A 22,475-nucleotide genomic window follows, 5' to 3' on the forward strand; every position below is an offset into this window, starting at 1 on the left:
TAATTAAATTAAAAGACATGAAAAAGATAACACTTTTATATATCGCAGGCTTACTTTTAGGAAGTATGACAGCTTGTACCGATGATTTTGAAGAAATCAATACGAACCCTAATTCAGTTGAAAAACCAGACCCGAATTTTGTTTTCAGTAAAGCACAGCTTGATGGTTTAAACAACAATTATTTTGCTACTAATATTTTAGAATGCGGCGGAATGCTGCAGCATTATGCAACTTACAAAGAAGCATCTGGGGCTGGTGATAAATATTTGAGTAATGAAGTTTATTATTCTGCTTATTTTAATCAGGCTTATCCAACCGCTTTAAATGAAACGGAAGTTGTAATAAATGAGGTAAAAAACAATCCAAACGAAAGCAACAAATTGAATATTGCGAGAATCTGGAAAGCTTATTTATATCACAGAATTACAGATTTATATGGAGATATTCCATATTCTGAAGCAGCAAAAGCAAACAGCACACAAATTTTTCTTCCTAAATATGATTCTCAGGAATTTATTTATAAAGATTTATTGAAAGAATTAGACGAAGCGGCAGCCGCATTAGATCCTGCAAAACCAAGTTTTGGTAAATCTGATTTTATTTATGACGGAGATGTTGTGAAATGGAAAAAGTTCTCTTATTCGTTAATGCTTCGATTAGGATTACGATTAACAAAAGTTGATGCTGCATTGGCACAAACCTGGGTAACTAAAGCTATTGCCGGCGGAGTAATTTTGAATACGGCTGATAATGCAATCATGAAATACACTGATGGACCAAATGATTTTAACCGAAATCCGGTTGGTTTCGATTCGAGAAAACAAGATTTTACAGCAGGTTCTTTCGGTACTAAAAATGTGGAAGGCGGAAAATTAGCTAAAACATTTATCGATTTATTACAATCAACTGCCGATCCCAGAATTAGTGTTTATGCCGGTGTTTGGCAGGGAACAACTCAAAATACAGCGCTTGCCGTTCAAAAAGGTTTCCCTAACGGAACTAAAATTGCCCCAACTCCTGCTGAACAAGCAACGTATTCTGAGCCTAACCAAAGTACGGTTTTTAGATACGATGCACCGCTTGTATTGATCAGCAACGCCGAAACTAATTTATATTTAGCCGAAGCCGCTGCAAGAGGATGGTATTCAGCATCTGATAAAGATTTATACGAAAAAGGAGTTCAGGCTTCTTTCTTAAACATGGGAATCTATGGAGTAGCTTACACTATTCCGGATGCAACACCCTATTTAACAGCAAATCCGTACAATGCAGCAGGATCATTTGAGGCTAAAATGAATCAAATTCATACTCAGGTTTATATTGCCTTATTTGTAGACGAGCAGGAAGTTTATGCCAACTGGAGAAGAACAGGTTATCCGGTTTTAATTCCGGTAAACTTTCCGGGTAACGTTACAAACGGCACAATACCAAGACGTTTCAAATATCCAACCAGCGAATATTCAGTGAATTCGACTAACTTAGCAGAAGCGGTTAAACGTCAGGGTCAAGACCTTTTTACAACAAAAATCTGGTGGGATAAATAATAACAATCAAGAGTTGAAATGTGCCTTTAGGCACTTAATATCGGTAGAAAATTAGTTTCAAATCCGTTGGCGTGCCGTAGGTACGCAACAAAACAACAACAATTGCGTACCTACGGCACGCTAGAGATATTCTAATTCCTGTTTTCTACCGATATTAAGTGCCTGACGGCACAAATTGAAGAGTTTTAATCCTTAGACAGGGATAAAAATAATATTATACAAAAAGATAAATGAGCATTTTAATTCTTACGGCATGCATTGCGTTTTTAATCATACAAATAGCTTGGCTTAAAATCAATCCGTTTATTGCCTTTATCATAACAGCTTTATTAGCAGGTCTGTTTTTAGGTCTGCCAATAAGCACTTTGTCGCAAACCGTTCAAAAAGGTTTGGGCGAAATGTTAGGATCTATTACGCTGATTATAGTTTTCGGAACCTGTATTGGTAAACTTACCGTTTCATCAGGCGCCGCCAATGTCATTGCCAAAACAGTCATGGGATGGACGGGCAGAAAATACGTTCGACTCGGCTTAATGATTACCGGATTTATTGTTGGGATACCTCTATTTTATAGTGTTGGATTTGTTTTGTTAGTACCTCTAATCTTTTCAGTAGCCCATCAGTTCAAACTGTCAAAAGTATATCTGGGAATCCCAATGCTGGCATCGCTTTCAGTAGCACACGGTTTTTTGCCCCCGCATCCGTCACCAATGGCTTTGAGCAGTATTTTAAATGCTGATATTGGACTCGTTTTAGTTTACGGAATTATAATTGCAATCCCGACTATTTTTATCGCCGGATTATTATTTTCCAATTTCCTTAAAAACATCAAAACCGAATCGGATCATGAAATTTTAAATGTTGAAGAAGTCGTAAACCATGGTAAACTTCCGAGTTTTTCCCTGAGTTTATTTTCGGCCTTATTTCCGGTTTTTGGTTTAACCATAACTTCAATATTACCTTTAATTTCAACTAATGAAACGTTGATAGAAGTTTGCAAAACAGTAGGAGAACCAAGTATGATTATGTTGATTTCTTTACTTCTTTGCACGTACACTTTAGGAATCAGAATGAACCGAAGCATCACATCTATAATGGACGATTATGCCGTTGCTATAAAAGATGTCGCTTTGATTGTTTTAATTGTAGGCGGTGCCGGAAGTTTAAAAGAAGTTATGATTGTAAGCGGCGTAAACGAAACTATTGTTGCGGCCTTAACACAAATAAACATTCATCCGTATTTATTGGCCTGGATAATGGCGGCGATTATTCGCGTTTGTGTAGGTTCTGCAACCGCAGCCGGATTAATGACTGCAAGCGTTTTATTACCTTTGTTACAAACTACTGGTCTCGACCCTAATCTATTAGTTTTATCTGTTGGAGCCGGAAGCTTAATGTGCTCGCATGTAAACGATCCGGGTTTTTGGATGTTCAAAGAATATTTTAATATCAGCCTGAAAGACACGTTCAAATCATGGACGGTTATGGAATCTTTAGTATCTGTTTTAGGAATTGCTTTCGTATTTATTTTAAACTCAATTATACATTAATATCATGAATTTATTACCACAAGAAAAATTTGAAACCCTTGGCCTTTCATTACCGCCAGCACCTCAACCTCTTGGTATATATAAACCTTATTTAGTCGACGGAAAATACTTGTATCTTTCTGGTCACGGTCCTGTTCGCGACGATAAATCTTTAATCATTGGCCGAATTGGCGATGACATGGATATCGAAGAAGGAAAACTGGCTGCAAGACAAGTTGGCTTAACGATGCTTTCGACAATTGTAACCAATTTTGGAAGTCTGAACAAAGTAAAAAGAGTGATAAAAGTTTTAGGAATGGTAAATTGCAACGGCGATTTCCTAAGACATCCGTATGTAATAAACGGCTGCAGTGAATTATTCGCTGAAGTTTGGGGACAGGAAAACGGAATTGGAGTAAGAAGTGCCGTAGGAATGGGTTCTTTACCAGACAATATTCCTGTGGAAGTTGAAGCTGTTTTCGAATTATTCTAAAAAATAGGCCACAGACGATAAAGATTAAAGAGCAATCTGAATTGGTTAAGGAAATACTTTAGTCGTAAGTCTGTGGTTATGTAAAAATATATAGGCCACAGATTATACGGATTAAAGGGATTATTTTTTTCGCCACGAATTACACGAATTTTCACGAATTACTTTTTTTACTTCAAGCATATAAAAATTAGTGCAAATTCGTGTAATTCGTGGCAAAGATTTAATCACCATCCAAAAAAAATCATTTTAATCTGTATAATCTGTGGCTAAAAAAAATTAAACATGAATACAAATATCCCACAAACAAGAATAGCAACATTTGGAGAATTATTACTTCGGATGAATGTTGCCAATGGAAACCGGTTTACACAGGCAGATGAAATAAAAATTCATGTGGGCGGTGCCGAAGCCAATGTTTGTGTTTTACTTTCCCAACTCGGAATCCAAACCGATTATATTACCCGATTGCCCGAAAATGATTTGGCACAACTGGCTTTAAACGAACTTCAGAAATACAAAGTAAATACTTCAAAATGTGTTTATGGCGGAGAACGTTTGGGCTTGTATTTTGTCGAATCCGGAAATCAAATCAGACAATCGCAGGTTATTTACGACCGAAGCAATTCTTCTTTCGCAACCATTCAAAAAGATCAAATTAACTGGAATAAAGTTTTAGAAGATGTTACGCATTTTCACTGGTCAGGAATAAGTCCGGGAGTTTCTAATGAAGCAGGTTTCGCCTGTAAAGAAGCAATTTTGACAGCGCATAAAAAAGGACTTCCGATTTCTTCTGATTTTAATTACAGATCCAAATTATGGCAGTACGGAAAACATCCGTCTGAAATTATGCCCGATTTATTACAATACAGCACGATAAACGTTGCAGATTTAGATGCGATTGAAATTTATTTCGGAATTAAAACCGATAGCAAAGAATCTGATGAAAATCGTTTTCAAAAAACATTCGAATTATTAAAAGCAAGAATGCCTTTTCTAAAAACATTGGCAATGAGTTTTAGAAAATCAGACGGACCGGCGCATTTATACAAAGGTTTATTGCTACATGAAGGTAATTTTTACCAAACGCCAGAACACAAAATACACGTTGTAACCGACCAAATTGGTTCTGGAGATGCTTTCAACGCAGGATTATTATACGGATTATCCAATAAATTATCCGGACAGGAATGTATTGAATGGGCAACAGCCTGCGGCGTAATTAAACAAAGCATTCACGGAGATTTTGCCATAAGCAATCTCAACGAAATAAGTCATTTTATTAAAAACGGCTCAAGTAATAGAATTAATAGATAAATAAAGAATATGTACAGCATTTTAAAAACGCAAGGTGTACTTCCGTTAGTAACCCAAATCAACATTGAAACAGCCCAAATAGTATTGCAATCAGCGGCTGATGCTGGCATAAAAATTATCGAGTTTGCTGCTCGCGCTAATGATGCTAAAGAAGTTTTTACCCAAATGACAGCCTTTAAAAAAGCAAATAATCTGGATGTTAAAATAGCCGTTGGTTCTATTTTGTCTGTTGATGAAGCAGCAATATACCATCAATTAGGAGCAGACTGCATCGTTTGTCCGCATACTGACCCAGAAATTGGAGCGTACTGCCTTAAGAATAATATTTACTGGATTCCCGGGGCTGCTACTTTAAATGAAATATTACACGCCAATAAATTAGGTGCCGAGGTTGTAAAACTTTTTCCGGCTGATAAAATCGGTGGTCCCGGATATGTAAAAGCGATAAGAGCGCCTTTTCCAAGTTTAAAAATAATGCCAACCGGAGGCGTAACGCTCGAAGAAAGTAATTTAAAATCGTGGTTTAAATCTGGAGTTGTCTGCGTGGGAATTGGTTCTAATTTATTTTCAAAAGAAATGCTTTTGAATTTAAATTATGAGCAGGCATTGCAGGCTTTTCAAAATTTAATTGAAGTTGTAGAAAAAACAAGAAACTAAATTATGCAGGAAAATTGGTGGAAAATTAAATCTGATATCAACATTGATACGCCATTTTTAGCCGCTTACGAAGATCGTATCCGGTTTAATCTTGAACGCCTTATTGGTTCAGTAAATGGTGACACACAAAAATTAAGACCTCATATTAAAACCCATAAAATTGGCGAAATTCTGGAGTTGTTTAAAATTTACAACATCAAAAAAATAAAATGCGCCACAATTGCCGAAGCTGAACTAGGAGCAATACACGAAATTCCGGATGTTCTTCTCGCCTATCAGCCTATTGGAATTAAAAAAGAAAGATGGATTTCGCTGATTCAAAAATATCCGAATACCCGTTTTTCGACAATTACAGACAATCTGGATTCGGCGAAAGCCTTAAATGAAATTGCTAAAGAAAATGATTTAAAACTGCATGTTTATCTGGATTTAAATACCGGAATGAACAGAACTGGATTTTCGATTTCAGAAGATTGGACGGCTTTAATCGATAAAATTATTAAATTAAAAAACCTTCATTTTGAAGGCATTCATATTTACGACGGTCATTTAAAAGGCAGTATTGAAGAACGAATGAATACGGCTTCAGGTTCATTTTCTGAAATAAAAGAAAAAACAGAAGCAATCGAACAAAAACTGGGTTATGAATTAAAAATTGTTGCCGGCGGTTCTAATACTTTCCCATTTTATGCCACACAGGAAAACGTAGAATGCAGTCCGGGAACATTTGTTTTTTGGGATTCCAATTATCAAATTCATCTGCCCGAACAAAAATTCAAACCTGCTTTGGTTATCGTTGGAACCATAATTTCAAAACCAACAAATTCAACACTTTGTATTGATATTGGCTACAAAGCTGTTGCTTCAGAAAATCCAATTGAGAAACGATTAGTGATTTTAAATGATGAAAACCTAATTCCGACAGCACATTCTGAAGAACATTTGATTTTAGAAAATAAAGGAAAAAACGAGTATAAAATTGGCGACACTATTTACGCACTTCCTTATCACGTATGCCCTACCTGCGCGCTTTATGATACGGTTCAGGTTGTAAATAAAGGACATCAAATTTGTGATCAATGGAAAGTAGCCGCCCGAAGCAGAGAAATTAATATATAAAATTTAAGTCAAAATATATGTTTATAATAGACGCCCATTTAGACCTGAGCATGAATGCGATGGAATGGAACCGTGATTTAAGAAATGATGTTCCCACTTTGCGCAGTTTAGAAAAAGGGATGACAGACAAACCTGATCGCGAACGCGCCACAGTTTCATTTCCTGATTTACGACGCGGCAATATCGGAATTGTTGTGGCAACGCAGATTGCAAGATTTGTAAAACCCGGCAGTATTATTCCGGGTTGGAATTCTCCTGAACAAGCCTGGGCACAAACGCAAGGGCAATTGACTTGGTACAAAGTCATGGAAGAAGCGGGAGAAATAACCCCGATTACTGATAAAAAATCGCTCCAAAAACAACTTGATTTATGGAACGACGGAACTCCAAACGATAAAAAACCTATTGGGTATATTTTAAGTTTAGAAGGCGCTGATTCAATAATTGATATTTCTTATTTAGAAAAAGCACACAATTACGGTTTACGAGCAATTGGTCCCGCACATTACGGCCCCGGACGTTACGCAAACGGAACAGACGCTACCGGAAAAATGAATCAAAATGGTCTTGATTTATTGAAAGAAATGGAGCGTTTAAATATTATTCTGGATGCAACGCATTTGTGTGACGATGCTTTTTGGCAGGCTTTAGATCATTATAACGGGCCGGTTTGGGCAAGTCATAACAATTGCAGAAGCCTGGTTGATCATAATCGTCAATACAGCGATGAAATGATAAAAGCTTTGATTTCGAGAGGAGCTGTTATTGGCGGTGCTTTAGACGCTTGGATGTTAGTTCCGAATTGGCAGAGAGGTATTTCGATGCCATTAGAAATGAATTGTGATTTAGAAACGGTTTTTAAACACATGGATCACATTTGTCAATTAGCCGGAAACGCAAATCACATTGGTGTAGGTTCAGATTTGGATGGCGCTTTTGGTACAGAACAATCTCCATATGATTTAAATACTATTGCTGATTTGCAAAAATTGGTTCTGATTTTTAAAAATCACGGCTATTCTGATGAAGATTTAAATAAAATCTTTCACCAAAACTGGATCAACTTTTTAATGAAGAATTGGGATTAAATAAAAACTAAACTTGGAACTGCCTTCTTATACGATTGTAATTTTTCGTCGCTTGGATCAACTTCCGTAACAACGTAATCAACTTCAGATAAGTTGGCAATTTTCATTTTTAAAACCGTATCCAGTTTTTCAGAAATCGTAAGAATCGCTGTTTTTTCTGAAGCCTGAATCATTGCTTTTTTAACCTGAACCGTTTCCCAGTCAGAATCCGAGAAACCGCCTTCAATATCTAAAGCGTTGGTTCCTAATATTAATAAATCGACTTTAATATTAGCCAGCTGATTATAAACATCGCCGCTCACACACATTTGGCTGTACGACGAAATGCTGCCGCCAATCATGATAATTTTAACGTTGGGTTTATCCAGAAGTTCAACCGCAGATAAAACGGTAACCGTAAAAATAGTTAAACTTAAATCGTTAGGAATTAAACGAATGAACTCACGAATTGTCGTTCCGCCGCCAATTAATAAAACCATTCCGTCATGAAGAAGGCCTAAAGTTTTTTGCGCAATAATTTGTTTGGATTCGCCCGCATAAGTTTGATTAGAGGAAGAATGGTGATAGGCTTTTGTCATCGCGCCGCCTTTTACTTTAATCAATAAAGATTCTGACTCAAGTTCATTTATATCACGTCTTACAGTATCTTCTGAAACAAATAATTTAGCCGAAAGGGTTTCAAAACTTACACGAGTATGCAAGTTAATCTCTTTTAAAATAAGATTTTTACGTTCTTCTTTAGTGTAATTAACCACTTCATTATCATTATTCATGCAAATTCGTTTTTGTAAGGACAAATGTAAACAATAAATGCAATATTCTTGCGAAACAAATTATAACACAACGTAATTAAAAAGTTAATTACGCTATTTTAAAGACATTTAAAGGCCAATACCTTTTGCAAAAAAAATGCAGACTAATTTTACAAACCTTAAATTTGCTTAACAAAACAAAAAAGTAACCATGCAAAAAAGTATATTTCTCTTTTTGATTTTCTGTTTCTCTTTCGGAAATGCGCAAAGTACTTCAGATAATATTTCGATTATTCCCGCTCCAAATTTTTACAAAACAAACGGAGACAGCATTCGCATAAGCGGAAAAATTAAAATTGTATTTGATAAAAATAAATACAGCGCAAAAGAATGGAAAACTGCGCAGATTTTTGAATCGGCTGTAAACTCGAATACGTCAAATAAAAAAAGCAATATTGAAGTTTTGTTTATTGCCGAAAAACCATCTGCAGTTTCAAAAAAAGAGGCTTATAAAATCAATATTTCTTCCAAAAAAATAACCGTAACCGGAAGTGAAGAAGGATTATTTTATGCTGTTCAGAGTTTATTGCAGCTTTTACCGAATCAACCCAAAAATCAAGAAGTAAAATTACCTTGCGTTTCCATCGAAGACCAGCCCAGATACGACTACCGCGGGCTTCACCTCGATGTTTCCCGTCATTTTTTCTCGGTTGATGTTATAAAAGATTTTATCGCACAAATGTCGTATTATAAATTAAATAATTTCCATTGGCATTTAACCGATGATCAGGGCTGGAGAATTGAGATAAAAAAGTATCCAAAACTGACCGAAGTTGGTTCCAAAAGAGCACAGACTTTAGTGGGTAATAAATTTGAAAGATTTCCTTATTTTTTTGACGGAAATCCGTACGGTGGTTTTTATACTCAGGAAGAAATTAAAGACATTGTGAAATTTGCCGAAGATCATTATGTAAATATTATTCCCGAAATCGAAATGCCGGGTCACGCAACGGCGGCGGTAACGGCTTACCCAAATTTATCTTGTTTTCCCGATCGAAATTATAAAGTGGTAGAATCATGGGGCGTTTTTGAAGATATTTTTTGTGCTGGAAAAGAGGAAACTTTTACTTTTTTGGAAGATGTTCTAACCGAAGTTATGGCTTTATTTCCGAGTAAATACATTCATATTGGCGGAGACGAATGTCCAAAAGCAAGATGGAAAGAATGTCCGAATTGCCAAAAGAGAATTAAGGATCTAGGTTTAAAAAACGAACATGAATTACAAAGTTACCTCACAACCCGAATTGAGAAATTTTTAAACGCACATGGAAGACAAATTCTGGGCTGGGACGAAATGCTTGAAGGCGGACTGGCTCCAAATGCAGCTGTGATGTCATGGCGAGGCGAATCTGGCGGAATCAGCGCTGCAAGACAAAAACATTTTGTAATCATGAATCCGGAACAAGTTCTTTATTTAGATTATAATCAGGGTTATTCTCCTCAGGAACCTTTAACGATTGGACGATTAACAACGGTTGAAAAAATATACAAGTACAACCCAACTCCTGTAGACAGTTTAACGATTGAGGAGCAAAAATATATTATGGGAGTGCAGTCGAATCTTTGGTCTGAATATTTGACAAGTCCGGCGAAATTAAATTATATGATTTATCCAAGAGTTTTTGCTTTAGCAGAAATTGCCTGGACAGAACCTCAGAATAAAAACTACAACAATTTTATTTTGAACAGAATTCCGCATCATTTAGAAAAACTCGAAGCGCAAAAAAGAATGTATAAAGTTCCAATTCCTTTTGGCGCTGAAGAAACGGCTTTAATTGCATCAAAATATATTTTGGACTTAAAACCAACAATTAAAAACGGACAGATCTTCTATACGATTGATGGTTACAATCCAGATGAAACAGCAGAACTTTATAATAAACCTGTAACAATAAATATCCCGAAAGGAGAATTCCGAATTATAAAAACGGTTCAGATTAGCCCGAGCGGCAGGAAAAGTTCTATCAGTAAAATATTGGTGAGAAACCCAGAGTTGAAATCAGCTTTAGCTGTAAAGCCAACCAAGAAAGGATTAAAATTCGATTATTTTACGGGAACATTATTTCAGCAGGTTCAGGATTTAGAATTGGCAAAACCTATTAATTCGGGCATTTTTGAAGGCAAAATAAGCAGTGAAAAATGGAAATCGAAAATCGAGCGTTATATCGGCTTAAAATTCGACGGATATATCTTTATTCCGGAAACGGCAAATTATACAATTTCGACCCTTTCAGACGACGGATCGAAGCTTTTTATAGACAATGAATTAGTTGTAAACAACGATGGCATTCATTGGCTCAACGAAGCTTTCGGAGTTGTTAAACTTGAAAAAGGGTTTCATAAAATCAATATTAGTTATTTTGACCAAATTGGAGGAACAACTTTAACTTGTTTTATTCAGCAGGAAGGAAAAGAAAAACAGGAAATTAGTGAATCACAATTGTATTACGAATAAAACATAAAAAACGCATTCACTAACCAAATGAATGCGTTTTTACTTTCTACTATTTATTAACTATTACTCTTTATTTTTAGTGTTCAGTTTTGTCTTTATTCTTTTCTCTTTACTCTCTCATTTCAAAACATCAAAAGCAATATTATAAGTTTTACCTTCAAAAACTTCTTTCATTTCAAGTTTTCCAGTATTTAAACCACTTATTTCAAACTCTACTTCCTCATCTTTATCCAAAACCCACTCTGGAGATTTTATTTGGGTGATTATTATTTTAGTTTCGCTGGCATCCTGCCATTGCCATTTACCAAATTCTAAGTAACTTCCTTTTTCTTGAGATGTAATACTAAAATTCGTAAAACAAGTTCCGGCTTTAGAAAAATTTACTAAACTAACCGTATCTATAATAGTTTCTTTTTTGGTGAATTTCCAGGTATTATCGCATAACAAATCTGTTTTGGGCGTACTGGTAAACTCAGCTGCTTTAGTAACTTTTAGCTGATAAGTATACGTATCAGATCCTTCGTATTTAATTGAAAACGTAATATTATCAGGATCACTATCATCCACTTTCATGGAACCGAAATTAGAAAGCAATAAAATATCTGTATCTAAAACTTCATAAGTACCAGAAACAATAATTTCGGCGTTCTTTTTTGAAGTTTTACTGGTTTCGTTTTTTATGATGATATAGTTTCCGTTTGTATCAAACTCAACCGATTCAAATTCTGTTGAATTTTGCACGATCCATTTTTTATTGATACTTTCTTTTTGAACATTTTCTTTTTCTATATTATTTTCCTGAGAGCAAGAAAACAAACTAATTAAGACTAATAAAGAAACTATTATTCGGATGTTTTTGTACATTTTTTAATCTATTATAATAAGATCAAATTTATCGCCTCTTATTTAAACCTGCATCACTATTTCTAATGATTTAATAATTTAAAATCTCTTCAAAGTAATATGTTTTATCTGCTAAAATTTCCGGATAATAATTTTCAGGACTTTTATTAAAACAGAAACAAATATTAAAAAGGGTAAAAAATAACCCGGAAGTAAAAGTATGATCCAGCCGTCTCCGTTATGGGGTTTTCCATAATGTCCGCAAATAAAAATCAGCAAGGCCCAAAAAAGAAATTGAGCTATCGAAAGCAAAAACCAATGCAATATAAACTGCCAGTAATGATCGATGAAAAATGAAATCAAAAAGCTTATAATAATGCTTCCTGCAAACACATAAGAGCCATACTCAATTACAAATGATTCTGAAAAACCGCCAATAAAAAACAACAGCAGAAACAAAATACAAGTAAACAGTAATTGATAATACAAATAATTATCATTGGTAAAAAAAGGCATATTGATCGTAAACATATTTGTTCCTTTTACTGCTTTAAGAACAGTTGTTATATGGAATCAAATTTATTTTGAACGCTTTAATTACACATCACTATTTCTAATGAAATAAAAAAACGCATTCAAATTAATGAATGCGTTCTTCTTTTATTTTAAAAAACTATTTACCGCTAATAGCTTTGCTGATTTTTTCAAAATCATTATCCTTTAAATTATATGTTGCCGCTCCATAAAAATAATATACCGGGTCGCCTGTTTTAGCATTTACAACCTGCAGGTATTTATTTGCATTCATGCTTACATATCTTAAATAGTAAATCTCTTCATTATTTAAAATCTTCTTTTCTAAATCTTCATCTTTTATAAATTCATACTTATATTTATAATCTTCTAAAAGTTCTTTAAGATCTTTTTCGTCTCTCTCTTTTTCTGATATTCTCCAAGGGCTAAACTCCAGTTTATAAGCTTCAGGAATATACAGCGTATTGTCTTTTAGATTTTTAACTTCTGGAGTTACAAAATCGTCATAAAGTCCGATGTTTTCTCCTTTAGTAAGCAGTTTATTTATTTGCTGAAAATAGTTTTTCAGCATTCCTAAATTAGTATTTGTAAAAGATTTTTCGGTATACATTCTATCATAAAGAAGACCTGCTTTTTCATCTGATCTTGCTACCATTGCATCTGCCAAAAATTTAGAATTAACAGAAAGCGGGGCTCTTGCAACAAAAGATAAATTTTCATTAAAAAGACTTTTCAGTTTTCTGCTATACTTTTTATCATCAGATTTTAGCTTTGCAAAACCTTTCTCAAATTTTTCCTGATCTAAAAGCTGTATTCCAAAATTAGTATGAACATAAACAGTACCTTTTCCTGTTACTCTTATATCTCCAAAAAGCTCTGCAAATGAATAGGCATCGTCAGCATAACCTGTTATATTAAAATCTTTAAACTCAACTAATTTGTAAGGAGTTACAGTCCAGACTTCTTTTAAAATTTTTTCGTAATCTTCTTTTTGATTTATTTGAGGCAGTACAAAAATGGTAGTTGTAGCCTTAAACTTTTCTAACTCTCCTTTTTCAAATTTTTCGTTTGCTCCTCTATCAGACGGAGAAACCGAAACCTGAGAATAGTTTTTAATACTGAAAACCAGCATCATAACAAGTAAAATTCTTTTCATTAAATGATTTTGTTTTTGGTTATTATATCTGCAATAAATGTAGTACAAAAAAAACGCATTCAAATTAATGAATGCGTTTTTTAAATATACTAAATTGTTGTATTATCCTTTCAAGCTTGCTGCTAAATACTCACGGTTCATACGTGCTATATTTTCAAGCGAAATTCCTTTTGGACATTCGATTTCACAAGCTCCTGTATTTGTACAGTTACCAAAACCTTCTAAATCCATTTGGTGAACCATGTTTAATACACGGTCAACTGCCTCAACTTTACCTTGTGGCAATAATGCATATTGAGAAACTTTTGCAGAAACGAATAACATTGCAGATGAGTTTTTACAAGTTGCAACACAAGCTCCACAACCAATACAAGCTGCAGCATCAAATGATTTATCTGCATCGTGTTTGTTAATTGGAATTGTATTCGCATCAATTGTATTTCCTGAAGTATTTACAGAGATAAATCCTCCTGCATGCTGAATTCTGTCAAAAGAACTTCTGTCAACAACTAAATCTTTAATTACCGGGAAAGCTTTTGCTCTAAATGGTTCGATAAAAATCGTATCACCATCTTTAAACATACGCATGTGTAATTGGCAAGTTGTAACACCTCTGTCTGGTCCGTGTGCTTCACCGTTGATGAATAAAGAACACATTCCGCAGATTCCCTCACGACAATCGTGGTCAAATGCTACAGGCTCTTCTCCTCTATTGATTAATTGTTCGTTAAGAACATCAAGCATTTCAAGGAAAGACATGTCTGGTTCAATTCCATCAATAGGATATTCTACAATCCCTCCTTTATCTTGGGCGTTTTTTTGACGCCATATTTTTAATGTAAGTTTCATACCTTTTTCGTTTGAAAGTCATAAAGTCGAAAGTCGAAAGTCGCTTGGCACATTTTGCCTTTTGACTTTAAGACTTTGGCTTTCGACCAAATTCTTATTTATAACTTCTTTGAACTAATTTAATGTTTTCGTAATTAAGAGGTTCTTTGTGTAATACCGCATCACTTGGTTTTCCTTTGTATTCCCAAGCTGCAACGTATGCAAAGTTATCATCATCACGAAGTGCTTCTCCTTCTTCTGTTTGGTACTCCTCACGGAAGTGACCACCACAAGATTCATTACGGTGTAAAGCATCTTTCGCGAACAATTCTCCTAATTCTAAGAAATCGGCAACACGAGTTGCTTTTTCTAATTCCTGATTAAATTCGTAAGCGCTTCCAGGAACTTTTACATCTTTATAAAACTCTTCACGTAAAGCAGCAATTTCTTCGATAGCCTCAGTTAAACCTTTAGCATTACGAGCCATACCTACTTTATTCCACATGATTTTTCCTAATTTTTTGTGGAAATAATCAACAGAATGAGTTCCGTTATTATTGATAAATTTATTGATTTGATCAACAACCGCTTTTTCAGCTTCAACGAATTCTGGTAAGTCTGTAGAAATTTCTCCCATTTTAATATCCGGAGCTAAATAATCTCCAATAGTATAAGGAAGTACGAAATATCCATCAGCTAAACCTTGCATTAAAGCAGAAGCTCCAAGTCTGTTTGCTCCGTGGTCAGAGAAGTTAGATTCTCCAATTGAGAAACATCCCGGAATTGTAGTCATTAAGTTATAATCAACCCAAGTTCCACCCATTGTGTAGTGAACCGCTGGGTAAATCATCATTGGCGTTGTATAAGGATCTTCATCAACGATTTTGTAATACATCTGGAATAAGTTTCCGTATTTACTTTTCACGATTGCAGCTCCCAATTTAGTTACTAAAGCTGCATCTTTATCATCTAAACCTTTTACATAAGCATCTTCAGTTCCGTAACGTTTAATTGCTGCCGCGAAATCCAAGTAAACTGCTTCACCTGTTTTATTAACTCCAAAACCAGCATCACATCTTTCTTTAGCTGCACGAGACGCAACGTCACGAGGAACTAAGTTACCAAACGCAGGATATCTTCTTTCTAAGAAATAATCTCTTTCTTCTTCAGATAAATCAGTCGCTTTTTTCTTTCCTTCACGAATTGCCTGAGCATCTTCTAATTTTGCAGGAACCCAAATACGACCGTCATTACGTAACGACTCAGACATCAAAGTCAGTTTTGACTGGTGATCTCCTGAAACCGGAATACATGTTGGGTGAATTTGTGTGTAACAAGGATTTGCGAAAAACGCTCCTTTTTTATGAATTTTCCAAGCTGCTGTTGCGTTACTTCCCATAGCATTTGTTGAAAGGAAAAATACGTTTCCGTATCCTCCAGAACCAATTACTACCGCGTGAGCAGAATGTCTTTCTATTTCTCCGGTGATTAAGTTACGAGCGATAATACCTCTCGCTTTTCCGTCAACGATTACAATGTCAAGCATTTCGTGACGATTATACATTTTAATTTTTCCACGACCAATTTGACGGTTCATTGCAGAATAAGCTCCTAACAATAATTGTTGTCCTGTTTGACCTTGTGCATAAAATGTACGAGAAACCAAAGTTCCTCCAAAAGAACGGTTATCAAGAAGTCCGCCATATTCACGAGCCAATGGCACCCCTTGAGCCACACACTGGTCAATAATATTTGCAGAAACTTCAGCCAAACGGTGAACGTTTGCTTCACGTGCACGGTAGTCACCACCTTTTACAGTATCGTAGAACAATCTGTAAACTGAGTCACCATCTCCTTTATAATTTTTTGCAGCATTAATACCTCCTTGTGCCGCAATAGAGTGCGCACGACGAGGTGAATCCTGAAAACAAAATGCTTTTACGTTATACCCTAACTCAGCCAAAGTAGCCGCAGCAGAACCTCCGGCTAAACCTGTACCAACTACGATAATATCTAAATTACGTTTGTTAGCAGGGTTTACTAAATTAATATGATCTTTATAATTTGTCCATTTGTCCGCTATAGGACCATTTGGAATTTTTGAATCTAATGCCATTATAATTGATATTAATTATTGAAATGATGAAATAATGCGATAATTACGAAAGCGGCTGGCACCACAACTGCAAACCATAAACCAACTTTGCTTAAAAATCGAGAATATTTGTTGTGCATTCCCATTGATTGTAGAGAAGATGCAAATCCGTGCCATAAGTGAAATCCTAAAAGGATAAAAGACACACAGTACAATCCTGTACGTACCGGACTATGAAATTTATGAACTAACTCTCCGTAATACCTTGTAGCATCTGGAGCTGTTCCTGCTATATATTTATAGCCTAGTTCAGGAAACCAGAAATCATAAAAATGCAATCCTAAGAAAGCCAAAATAACCAATCCAGAAATAATCATATTTCTAGAACTCCAAGAAGCATTTGCAGCTCCGTTGTATTTCGCATATGCAATTGGTCTTGCTGCGCTGTTTTGAGCAGTAAGAATGAATCCCATTACGAAGTGCAAAATTACTCCGAATGCCAAAACTGGCTGCATTACATATTGTATCAACGGATTGTAACCCATAAAATGAGAGACTTCGTTGAAAACGCTTTCACTCAAAATAGAAATAAAATTTAAGGTAACATGCAGCGCTAAAAACGTGATTAAGAATATTCCCGAAAGGGCCATAGCCACTTTCTTTAAGATGGAAGCATTCAACTGTGCAGATTGTGCCATAAGTGTTTAAGTAGTTTGTTTTAAAAAATTAGACAAAAATAACTCAATTACCAAAGAACTACAACCATTTCGTTGTTATTTATAATCATTTTAAAATAGACTACGTATACGTATTTTTACGTATAAATTAATTTTTAATAATAAATAATTTAGTATAAAAAAGCATAAAAAACTGCTTTAGAGTGATTTCAGCCTAATTTCAATACTTATGAGTTTCCTAAAAATTATGATATTGATATTTTATTCAAAGTTTTGATTTGTTTTCTTCAAAAGTACCAGCTGTACATAATTTTATGTAAGCAAAAAATTGTCATTCCATAACATAGTTTTACCTTTAGCAGCTCAAAAAAATAAGAATGAAAACAGGAATTGATGCCATCTCTTTTGATGTTGCAAACATACACTTACCCATAAAAACTTTGGCAATTGCCAGAAATATTGAACCAGAAAAATTAGAAAAAGGTCTTGGATTACTTAAAATGACTTTTCCGGATGTTCATCAGGATGCGGTTGTTTTTGGGGCAAATGCTTTAACGAAACTTATTACTGATAATAAAATTAACCTAAATGAAATAAGCCGAATTTATGTTGGTACCGAAAGCGGCATCGACAGTTCGAAACCAATTGCTTCTTATTTAATTAATTTAATGGAGCAAAAATTTGGCGAAGATTCTTTAGCAGAATGTGATGTTGTCGATTTTACTTTTGCCTGTATTGGCGGCGTTGATGCTTTGCAAAACTGTATTGATTTTGTAAAATTAAATCCGGCCAAAAAAGCAATTGTAGTTACAACCGATTTTGCAAAATATGATTTAAACTCTGGCGGGGAATATACGCAAGGTGCCGGAGCTGTGGCGATGCTGATTACGGCAAATCCAAAAATTATTGCTTTTGATGATAATTGGGCAACAAGTACAAAAGGTGTTTTTGATTTCTTTAAACCGTACAGAACTATCTCTAAAGAAGAAATCACAAAAAATACCAACAATGATTCCTGGTTTGACAATTTAGAAGCCGAAATCGAAATTCACAAAGATCAGCCGGTTTTTGACGGACAATATTCCAACCAATGTTATATGGATCGTACGCGAAATGCTTACTTTTCATTTAAAAAATTAAAAAATACTACCGAAACATTATACAATACTTGGCACAGTATCGTAATGCATTTACCATACTCGTTTCAAGGACGCAGAATGTTATCTGAAATCTATGCTTTAGACAGCGCCGAAAAAATTATTACTGATGATATTGCGCCTGCAGATTATCAGACAAAAATTAAAGAAGTTGCAAAATCTGACGATTACAGAAGTTTTGTAACCGAGAAATTACAACCTGCAGAATTGGCTTCTTCCTTAATTGGAAATCTTTACACAGGTTCTATTTTCATGGGATTGTTATCGACTTTGGGTCATTTTTATGATACAAACAAAGACGTTTCGGGAACTAAATTCGGATTCCTGGCTTACGGAAGCGGATCAAAATCTAAAGTTTTTGAAGGAACAATTCAGCCAGAATGGAAATCGGCTTTGGCAGATGTCAAGCTTTTTGAAAATTTAGCCCAAAGCGTAGAAATTGATTTCAACACTTATGAAAGTCTTCATAAAAAAGAACAAAAACAAAGCGTAAGAACTCCAAAAAATGAATGGGTTTTAGACCGAATTGAAAAAGAGATTCCAGTTTTGATTGGAGCGAGATATTATAAATGGGTGGATTAAAATTCAATTTTTGAAATCCCAAATTCCAATAAAAAACCGAAGCTATTGCTTCGGTTTTTTGTTTTATATCCACATAGTTTTGTCATCCTGAGCGAAGTCGAAGGACACGCAAGTAACTCCGCAACAATAATCCATCTTTGTCGAGCTTCTAACGTGTCCTTCGACTTCGCTCAGGATGACAAGCTTTGCGCCAAAAAAACCTTTGTCAAAGTTTAAAACTTTGACAAAGGTCGTCACACATAATTAAATTGCCTCCAGCTTTAGCTGGAGGTTAAGAAAGTTTAATATAAATGGCTTTAGCCTAAATACTCCTTTTTGGCTAAAGCCTTGTCTTTTGTCCCAATATTACCCCCAGTTGAAACTGGGGGCTATTGAAATCTTTGAGAATAATTATTTATAAATAGTAAACTTATTATGGCTCAAAGTAAAACCAAGATTTTCATAAATCGCAACATTTTCTACTCGTTTTTTGTTTGTGGTAACTTCGATACTTCTTAAATTATTTTGATCTGCAAAATTTAAAATCTCATTTATTAATAATCTTCCAACGCCTTGACCACGATAATTTTGATGAATAAAAAACTCCTGTATTTCACCAACCAATCCGCAATGATGCAGGAGATTTTGGGTATGAAAACTGATAAATCCTAAACCTTCCGTTTCGTTTTCGGCAATTAGATACAGATTTCTTGGGTTTGAAATGTTTTCATTGAATATCGTCTTGAAAACTTCAAAATCTAAAATTTCATTTTCGAGTTCGCATATTGCTTTGTAGACGAAGTCTAGATCTTGTTTTTTGATTTTTCTGATTTTAATTTTTGGCTTCATAATTAATTCGATTTAACCCATTTAGATTTTAAACACTGTTTTATTTTCTTCAAAATCGATCAGCCATTCTAAAGTTATAAATTTATCGCAATCATCTTTCATGTCGGAAGCCCAATCAATAAGTATCGCAGAACCTCCTTTTCTAATTTCATTTCTAACTATATCATAGTTTTCTTTTGCATCATCAGGCCCTAGTCCTGCTAATTCAAAAACAATATGTTTTGTTTTAGAAAATGTTGTGTATAATGAAAGTAGTCTTTTAGAATTCCAGTGAAGTTCGTTTATTTTCGTCTTTTTATTAATCCAGGGAATTTCATAAATTTTCTGGATAAATTTGCTTTCTAAATTTCCACTTTTCTTTAAATATTTGCCAACTCTTAGTGGGAAAAACAAACTTCTAAATTTTGATTCTCTAAAATAATCTACATAAGTCAACGACTTCGTGACAATCACATTTTCATTTTTTATTCTTCCAGTAAAAACATTCACTAATTCCGTTTTGATGCCTTGAAAATGAGCCCCTCCATACAAATACAAAATAACCAACTCCCCTTCTCTTAACTCAAAAGGCGGTATGAAATACTCCTTGGTTCTTATTCCTTTACTTTCTATTAATAGCTCTTTCATTTCTCAAGTCGTTCAAATTTCTGTTTGTATTTTTGAACATACTTCTTCCAATCTTCTTGATTTTTATAAACAGAAAAAGAATATTCAACGGTTTCTTTACTAAAATGATTTCCAAAAATATTATCTAAATATTCTATTCCAGAATCGATTACTTGCTTTAAAACCTGCAACTTATCAATTCCCGTTGCTTTGCAGGCTTTATCGATCCATAATCCTTTTCCAATTTTCACATATTCTACAAGAAGGTTTTCTGTTATAAATTGAGAAGGAACATCGTTAATATCCGGTTGATGTTTTCCGTTTTTAAAAACTAACAAAATCAATTCTTCCGAATAATAATCTTCTGGAATTAATCTTAAAGTTGTACCGTTTTCTGCTGCTTTAAAATAAAGTGCTTCCGTTATAAATTCATCAGGAATTACCTGAATCGCAAAACCATCTTTGCTTACTAATTTTTCGCAGAGTTCAGAAGTTATTAAATCCTGATCGACAAACGGCAAAGCATGAAATGTAATATTCAATGCCAGATTACAAAGTTCTTCGGTTTTAAATTCTTTTGGAACCAGTTTAAGATCTCTGTAATTTGCCAAAACACGATCATGCCAATATTGATAAGTTTTAGCGGGTGGATTGTTTTGTTTTAAAACCAATTCACCTCTTGCCAAATCTCTTTCCAATTCTTCAAAAGTTTCAATTAACGGATTATCGAGTAATTTTCGAAGTTCGTTTGAGATAATTTCTTCGTCGGTTTCATCATCATATTCGCATTCGTTTTTTGGGTCAATTTCATCTCTGTCATTATAATAAAACAAATCATTTTTTCTTTCGGCAAATGCTGTATTGTGATCTGTAACGATAAAAACCGGAGAATTTATCGAACCTAAACAATTGAAATTTCCATGATTGTAATACGTCATCACAACTTCTTTTGCTGTAACGTTTTCTTTTATTTCAACATTGGCACCGCCAAGTAAAAGACTTTGGCAGTTTACATTTCCATTAATAAAAACATACGGCCCATAATCGCCTTCGGCATTTATAATTGAACCATTAACAGAAAAATCTCCGTTTATAAAAATGCCTTCAATTCTTATTTCGTCCATTTTTTTGACGGGAAGATTTAGCAATTTGGCCAGCCATTTTTTCTCTTTATCTTCATAAAGATCTAAATAAAAATTTTCTTCAAAATTGACATTTTCTTCTGCCGTTAGAAAAAAATCCCCGTCTTCCCATTCATCAAAATGATCAAACTTTTCATCCTCAGTTAAAAAAGGATATTTGGTTTTGATTTCGGCTATTGTTGTTAATTTGAAATTGAAAGTCTGCATTTTATTGGTATTGTTCGAAGTATTTTTTTGAATATCAAGATTACGTAATTCTAAATTGAAAATCAAACGATAGTCAGAAAAGTTGTATTTTTACCCGCGAAAAGATTTACAATTTGTATCTCACAAGAAAAACCTTGTTTTCTACATAAACCAAATAAGGTAACAGAATTTTAAATATCTTTGAACTATGAGCACAGAAATAAAACCAAAACATATCGGTCGAAATATCAGCCGTATTAGAGAACTGAGAGACATGAAGCAGGAAGCGCTTGCTTTTGCTATTGGTACAACACAGCAATCTATATCTATTATTGAAGGAAGTGAAAGTGTTGATGATGAAAAACTAAAAAAAATTGCAGAAGCTTTAGGTGTTCCCGCTGAAGTAATCAGAAATTTTTCTGAAGAAGCTGTTTTTAACATTATGGGAAATACTGCCGAAAATAGCTCTTCTGTTGTCAGTTTTGGATGCACTTTTAATCCATTAGATAAACTTCTTGAAACTATTGATAAAAATGAACAACTTTATGAAAGATTACTTCAAGCAGAAAAAGATAAAATAACTTATTTAGAAAAATTACTTAAAGAAAAATAATTACCAAAAAGATTTAACTCTAAGTAATGAAAAACCGAAGCTGGATTGGCTTCGGTTTTTTTATTAGACTGATTGATTAAACTGAAAAATTATGATTTTTCTTTACTCATATATTCTTCTAATTGATTTTTAGTTTTTGCAAAAACATGATCATCAGCGTAATGATATATATGATCATTTAATTCTTTCACGTTTTTTTTGTCAATAAAAATATGAT

The 22,475-nt window shown here is 34.3% G+C and carries 20 protein-coding genes; 10 read left to right on the plus strand and 10 right to left on the minus strand.

Annotated features, from left to right (window positions below; genetic code table 11):
- The first annotated feature begins 17 nt into the window (after positions 1-17).
- From FLAPXU55_RS05760 to FLAPXU55_RS05790, 7 genes are all read left to right on the plus strand, one after another.
- On the plus strand, positions 18-1,544 hold the full coding sequence (locus FLAPXU55_RS05760) for a SusD/RagB family nutrient-binding outer membrane lipoprotein (RefSeq protein ID WP_180856926.1): 1,527 nt from the start codon (positions 18-20) through the stop codon (positions 1,542-1,544).
- 230 nt (positions 1,545-1,774) lie between these two features.
- The gene (locus tag FLAPXU55_RS05765) at positions 1,775-3,094 is read left to right on the plus strand and encodes a GntP family permease (protein ID WP_180856927.1); all 1,320 of its coding nucleotides are present in this window, start codon (positions 1,775-1,777) and stop codon (positions 3,092-3,094) included.
- A 4-nt stretch (positions 3,095-3,098) separates the two neighbouring features.
- Entirely contained in the window at positions 3,099-3,566 is a 468-nt protein-coding gene (locus FLAPXU55_RS05770) for a RidA family protein (RefSeq protein WP_053473321.1), read from the plus strand.
- 282 nt (positions 3,567-3,848) lie between these two features.
- Positions 3,849-4,880: a sugar kinase gene (locus FLAPXU55_RS05775; protein WP_180856928.1), complete on the plus strand. Its 1,032-nt coding sequence runs from the start codon at positions 3,849-3,851 to the stop codon at positions 4,878-4,880.
- Positions 4,881-4,889: 9 nt separating this feature from the next.
- The gene (locus tag FLAPXU55_RS05780; protein WP_053473323.1) at positions 4,890-5,537 is read left to right on the plus strand and encodes a beta/alpha barrel domain-containing protein; all 648 of its coding nucleotides are present in this window, start codon (positions 4,890-4,892) and stop codon (positions 5,535-5,537) included.
- 3 nt (positions 5,538-5,540) lie between these two features.
- Positions 5,541-6,656 (plus strand): D-TA family PLP-dependent enzyme, encoded by a 1,116-nt coding sequence (locus tag FLAPXU55_RS05785; RefSeq protein WP_180856929.1) that lies wholly within the window; start codon positions 5,541-5,543, stop codon positions 6,654-6,656.
- A gap of 17 nt (positions 6,657-6,673) precedes the next feature.
- Positions 6,674-7,744, plus strand: a complete 1,071-nt coding sequence (locus FLAPXU55_RS05790) for a dipeptidase (RefSeq protein WP_180856930.1) — start codon at positions 6,674-6,676, stop codon at positions 7,742-7,744.
- Here the strand turns inward: FLAPXU55_RS05790 and FLAPXU55_RS05795 are convergent.
- Complete coding sequence (locus tag FLAPXU55_RS05795; protein WP_053473326.1) at positions 7,741-8,517, minus strand: DeoR/GlpR family DNA-binding transcription regulator; 777 nt, start codon at positions 8,515-8,517, stop codon at positions 7,741-7,743. The genes FLAPXU55_RS05790 and FLAPXU55_RS05795 overlap by 4 nt on opposite strands.
- A 190-nt stretch (positions 8,518-8,707) precedes the next feature.
- On the opposite strand from FLAPXU55_RS05795, the gene FLAPXU55_RS05800 reads away from it, so the two are divergent.
- On the plus strand, positions 8,708-11,011 hold the full coding sequence (locus FLAPXU55_RS05800; protein ID WP_180856931.1) for a family 20 glycosylhydrolase: 2,304 nt from the start codon (positions 8,708-8,710) through the stop codon (positions 11,009-11,011).
- A 117-nt stretch (positions 11,012-11,128) separates the two neighbouring features.
- Here FLAPXU55_RS05800 and FLAPXU55_RS05805 read toward each other — a convergent pair whose 3' ends face one another.
- The 6 genes from FLAPXU55_RS05805 to FLAPXU55_RS05830 form a co-directional block, all read right to left on the minus strand.
- Positions 11,129-11,875 (minus strand): hypothetical protein, encoded by a 747-nt coding sequence (locus FLAPXU55_RS05805; protein WP_180856932.1) that lies wholly within the window; start codon positions 11,873-11,875, stop codon positions 11,129-11,131.
- Between the two features lie 111 nt (positions 11,876-11,986).
- Positions 11,987-12,385: a hypothetical protein gene (locus FLAPXU55_RS05810; RefSeq protein ID WP_180856933.1), complete on the minus strand. Its 399-nt coding sequence runs from the start codon at positions 12,383-12,385 to the stop codon at positions 11,987-11,989.
- Between the two features lie 142 nt (positions 12,386-12,527).
- Entirely contained in the window at positions 12,528-13,544 is a 1,017-nt protein-coding gene (locus FLAPXU55_RS05815; protein WP_180856934.1) for a hypothetical protein, read from the minus strand.
- Between the two features lie 102 nt (positions 13,545-13,646).
- Positions 13,647-14,393 (minus strand): succinate dehydrogenase/fumarate reductase iron-sulfur subunit, encoded by a 747-nt coding sequence (locus tag FLAPXU55_RS05820; protein WP_053473331.1) that lies wholly within the window; start codon positions 14,391-14,393, stop codon positions 13,647-13,649.
- A 94-nt stretch (positions 14,394-14,487) separates the two neighbouring features.
- Complete coding sequence (locus FLAPXU55_RS05825; RefSeq protein ID WP_053473332.1) at positions 14,488-16,488, minus strand: fumarate reductase/succinate dehydrogenase flavoprotein subunit; 2,001 nt, start codon at positions 16,486-16,488, stop codon at positions 14,488-14,490.
- Positions 16,489-16,499: 11 nt separating this feature from the next.
- Complete coding sequence (locus FLAPXU55_RS05830) at positions 16,500-17,165, minus strand: succinate dehydrogenase cytochrome b subunit (RefSeq protein ID WP_053473333.1); 666 nt, start codon at positions 17,163-17,165, stop codon at positions 16,500-16,502.
- Between the two features lie 356 nt (positions 17,166-17,521).
- On the opposite strand from FLAPXU55_RS05830, the gene FLAPXU55_RS05835 reads away from it, so the two are divergent.
- Positions 17,522-18,883, plus strand: coding sequence for a hydroxymethylglutaryl-CoA synthase family protein (locus FLAPXU55_RS05835; RefSeq protein WP_180856935.1), 1,362 nt, complete (start codon positions 17,522-17,524; stop codon positions 18,881-18,883).
- A 390-nt stretch (positions 18,884-19,273) separates the two neighbouring features.
- Here FLAPXU55_RS05835 and FLAPXU55_RS05840 read toward each other — a convergent pair whose 3' ends face one another.
- From FLAPXU55_RS05840 to FLAPXU55_RS05850, 3 genes are read right to left on the minus strand one after another with little or no spacing between them, the layout of a single operon-like run.
- Positions 19,274-19,711: a GNAT family N-acetyltransferase gene (locus tag FLAPXU55_RS05840; protein WP_180856936.1), complete on the minus strand. Its 438-nt coding sequence runs from the start codon at positions 19,709-19,711 to the stop codon at positions 19,274-19,276.
- A gap of 21 nt (positions 19,712-19,732) precedes the next feature.
- The gene (locus tag FLAPXU55_RS05845; protein ID WP_053473336.1) at positions 19,733-20,338 is read right to left on the minus strand and encodes a hypothetical protein; all 606 of its coding nucleotides are present in this window, start codon (positions 20,336-20,338) and stop codon (positions 19,733-19,735) included.
- Positions 20,335-21,732, minus strand: a complete 1,398-nt coding sequence (locus tag FLAPXU55_RS05850; protein ID WP_235991995.1) for a polymer-forming cytoskeletal protein — start codon at positions 21,730-21,732, stop codon at positions 20,335-20,337. The genes FLAPXU55_RS05845 and FLAPXU55_RS05850 overlap by 4 nt, the downstream gene beginning before the upstream one ends.
- A gap of 121 nt (positions 21,733-21,853) precedes the next feature.
- On the opposite strand from FLAPXU55_RS05850, the gene FLAPXU55_RS05855 reads away from it, so the two are divergent.
- Positions 21,854-22,258 carry a helix-turn-helix domain-containing protein gene (locus FLAPXU55_RS05855; RefSeq protein WP_053473337.1) on the plus strand — a complete coding sequence of 135 codons (405 nt, stop codon included), beginning with the start codon at positions 21,854-21,856 and terminating at the stop codon, positions 22,256-22,258.
- Positions 22,259-22,475: the final 217 nt, after the last annotated feature.

Origin of the sequence: Flavobacterium panici (assembly GCF_903819335.1) — a bacterium.
Taxonomy (GTDB): domain Bacteria; phylum Bacteroidota; class Bacteroidia; order Flavobacteriales; family Flavobacteriaceae; genus Flavobacterium; species Flavobacterium panici.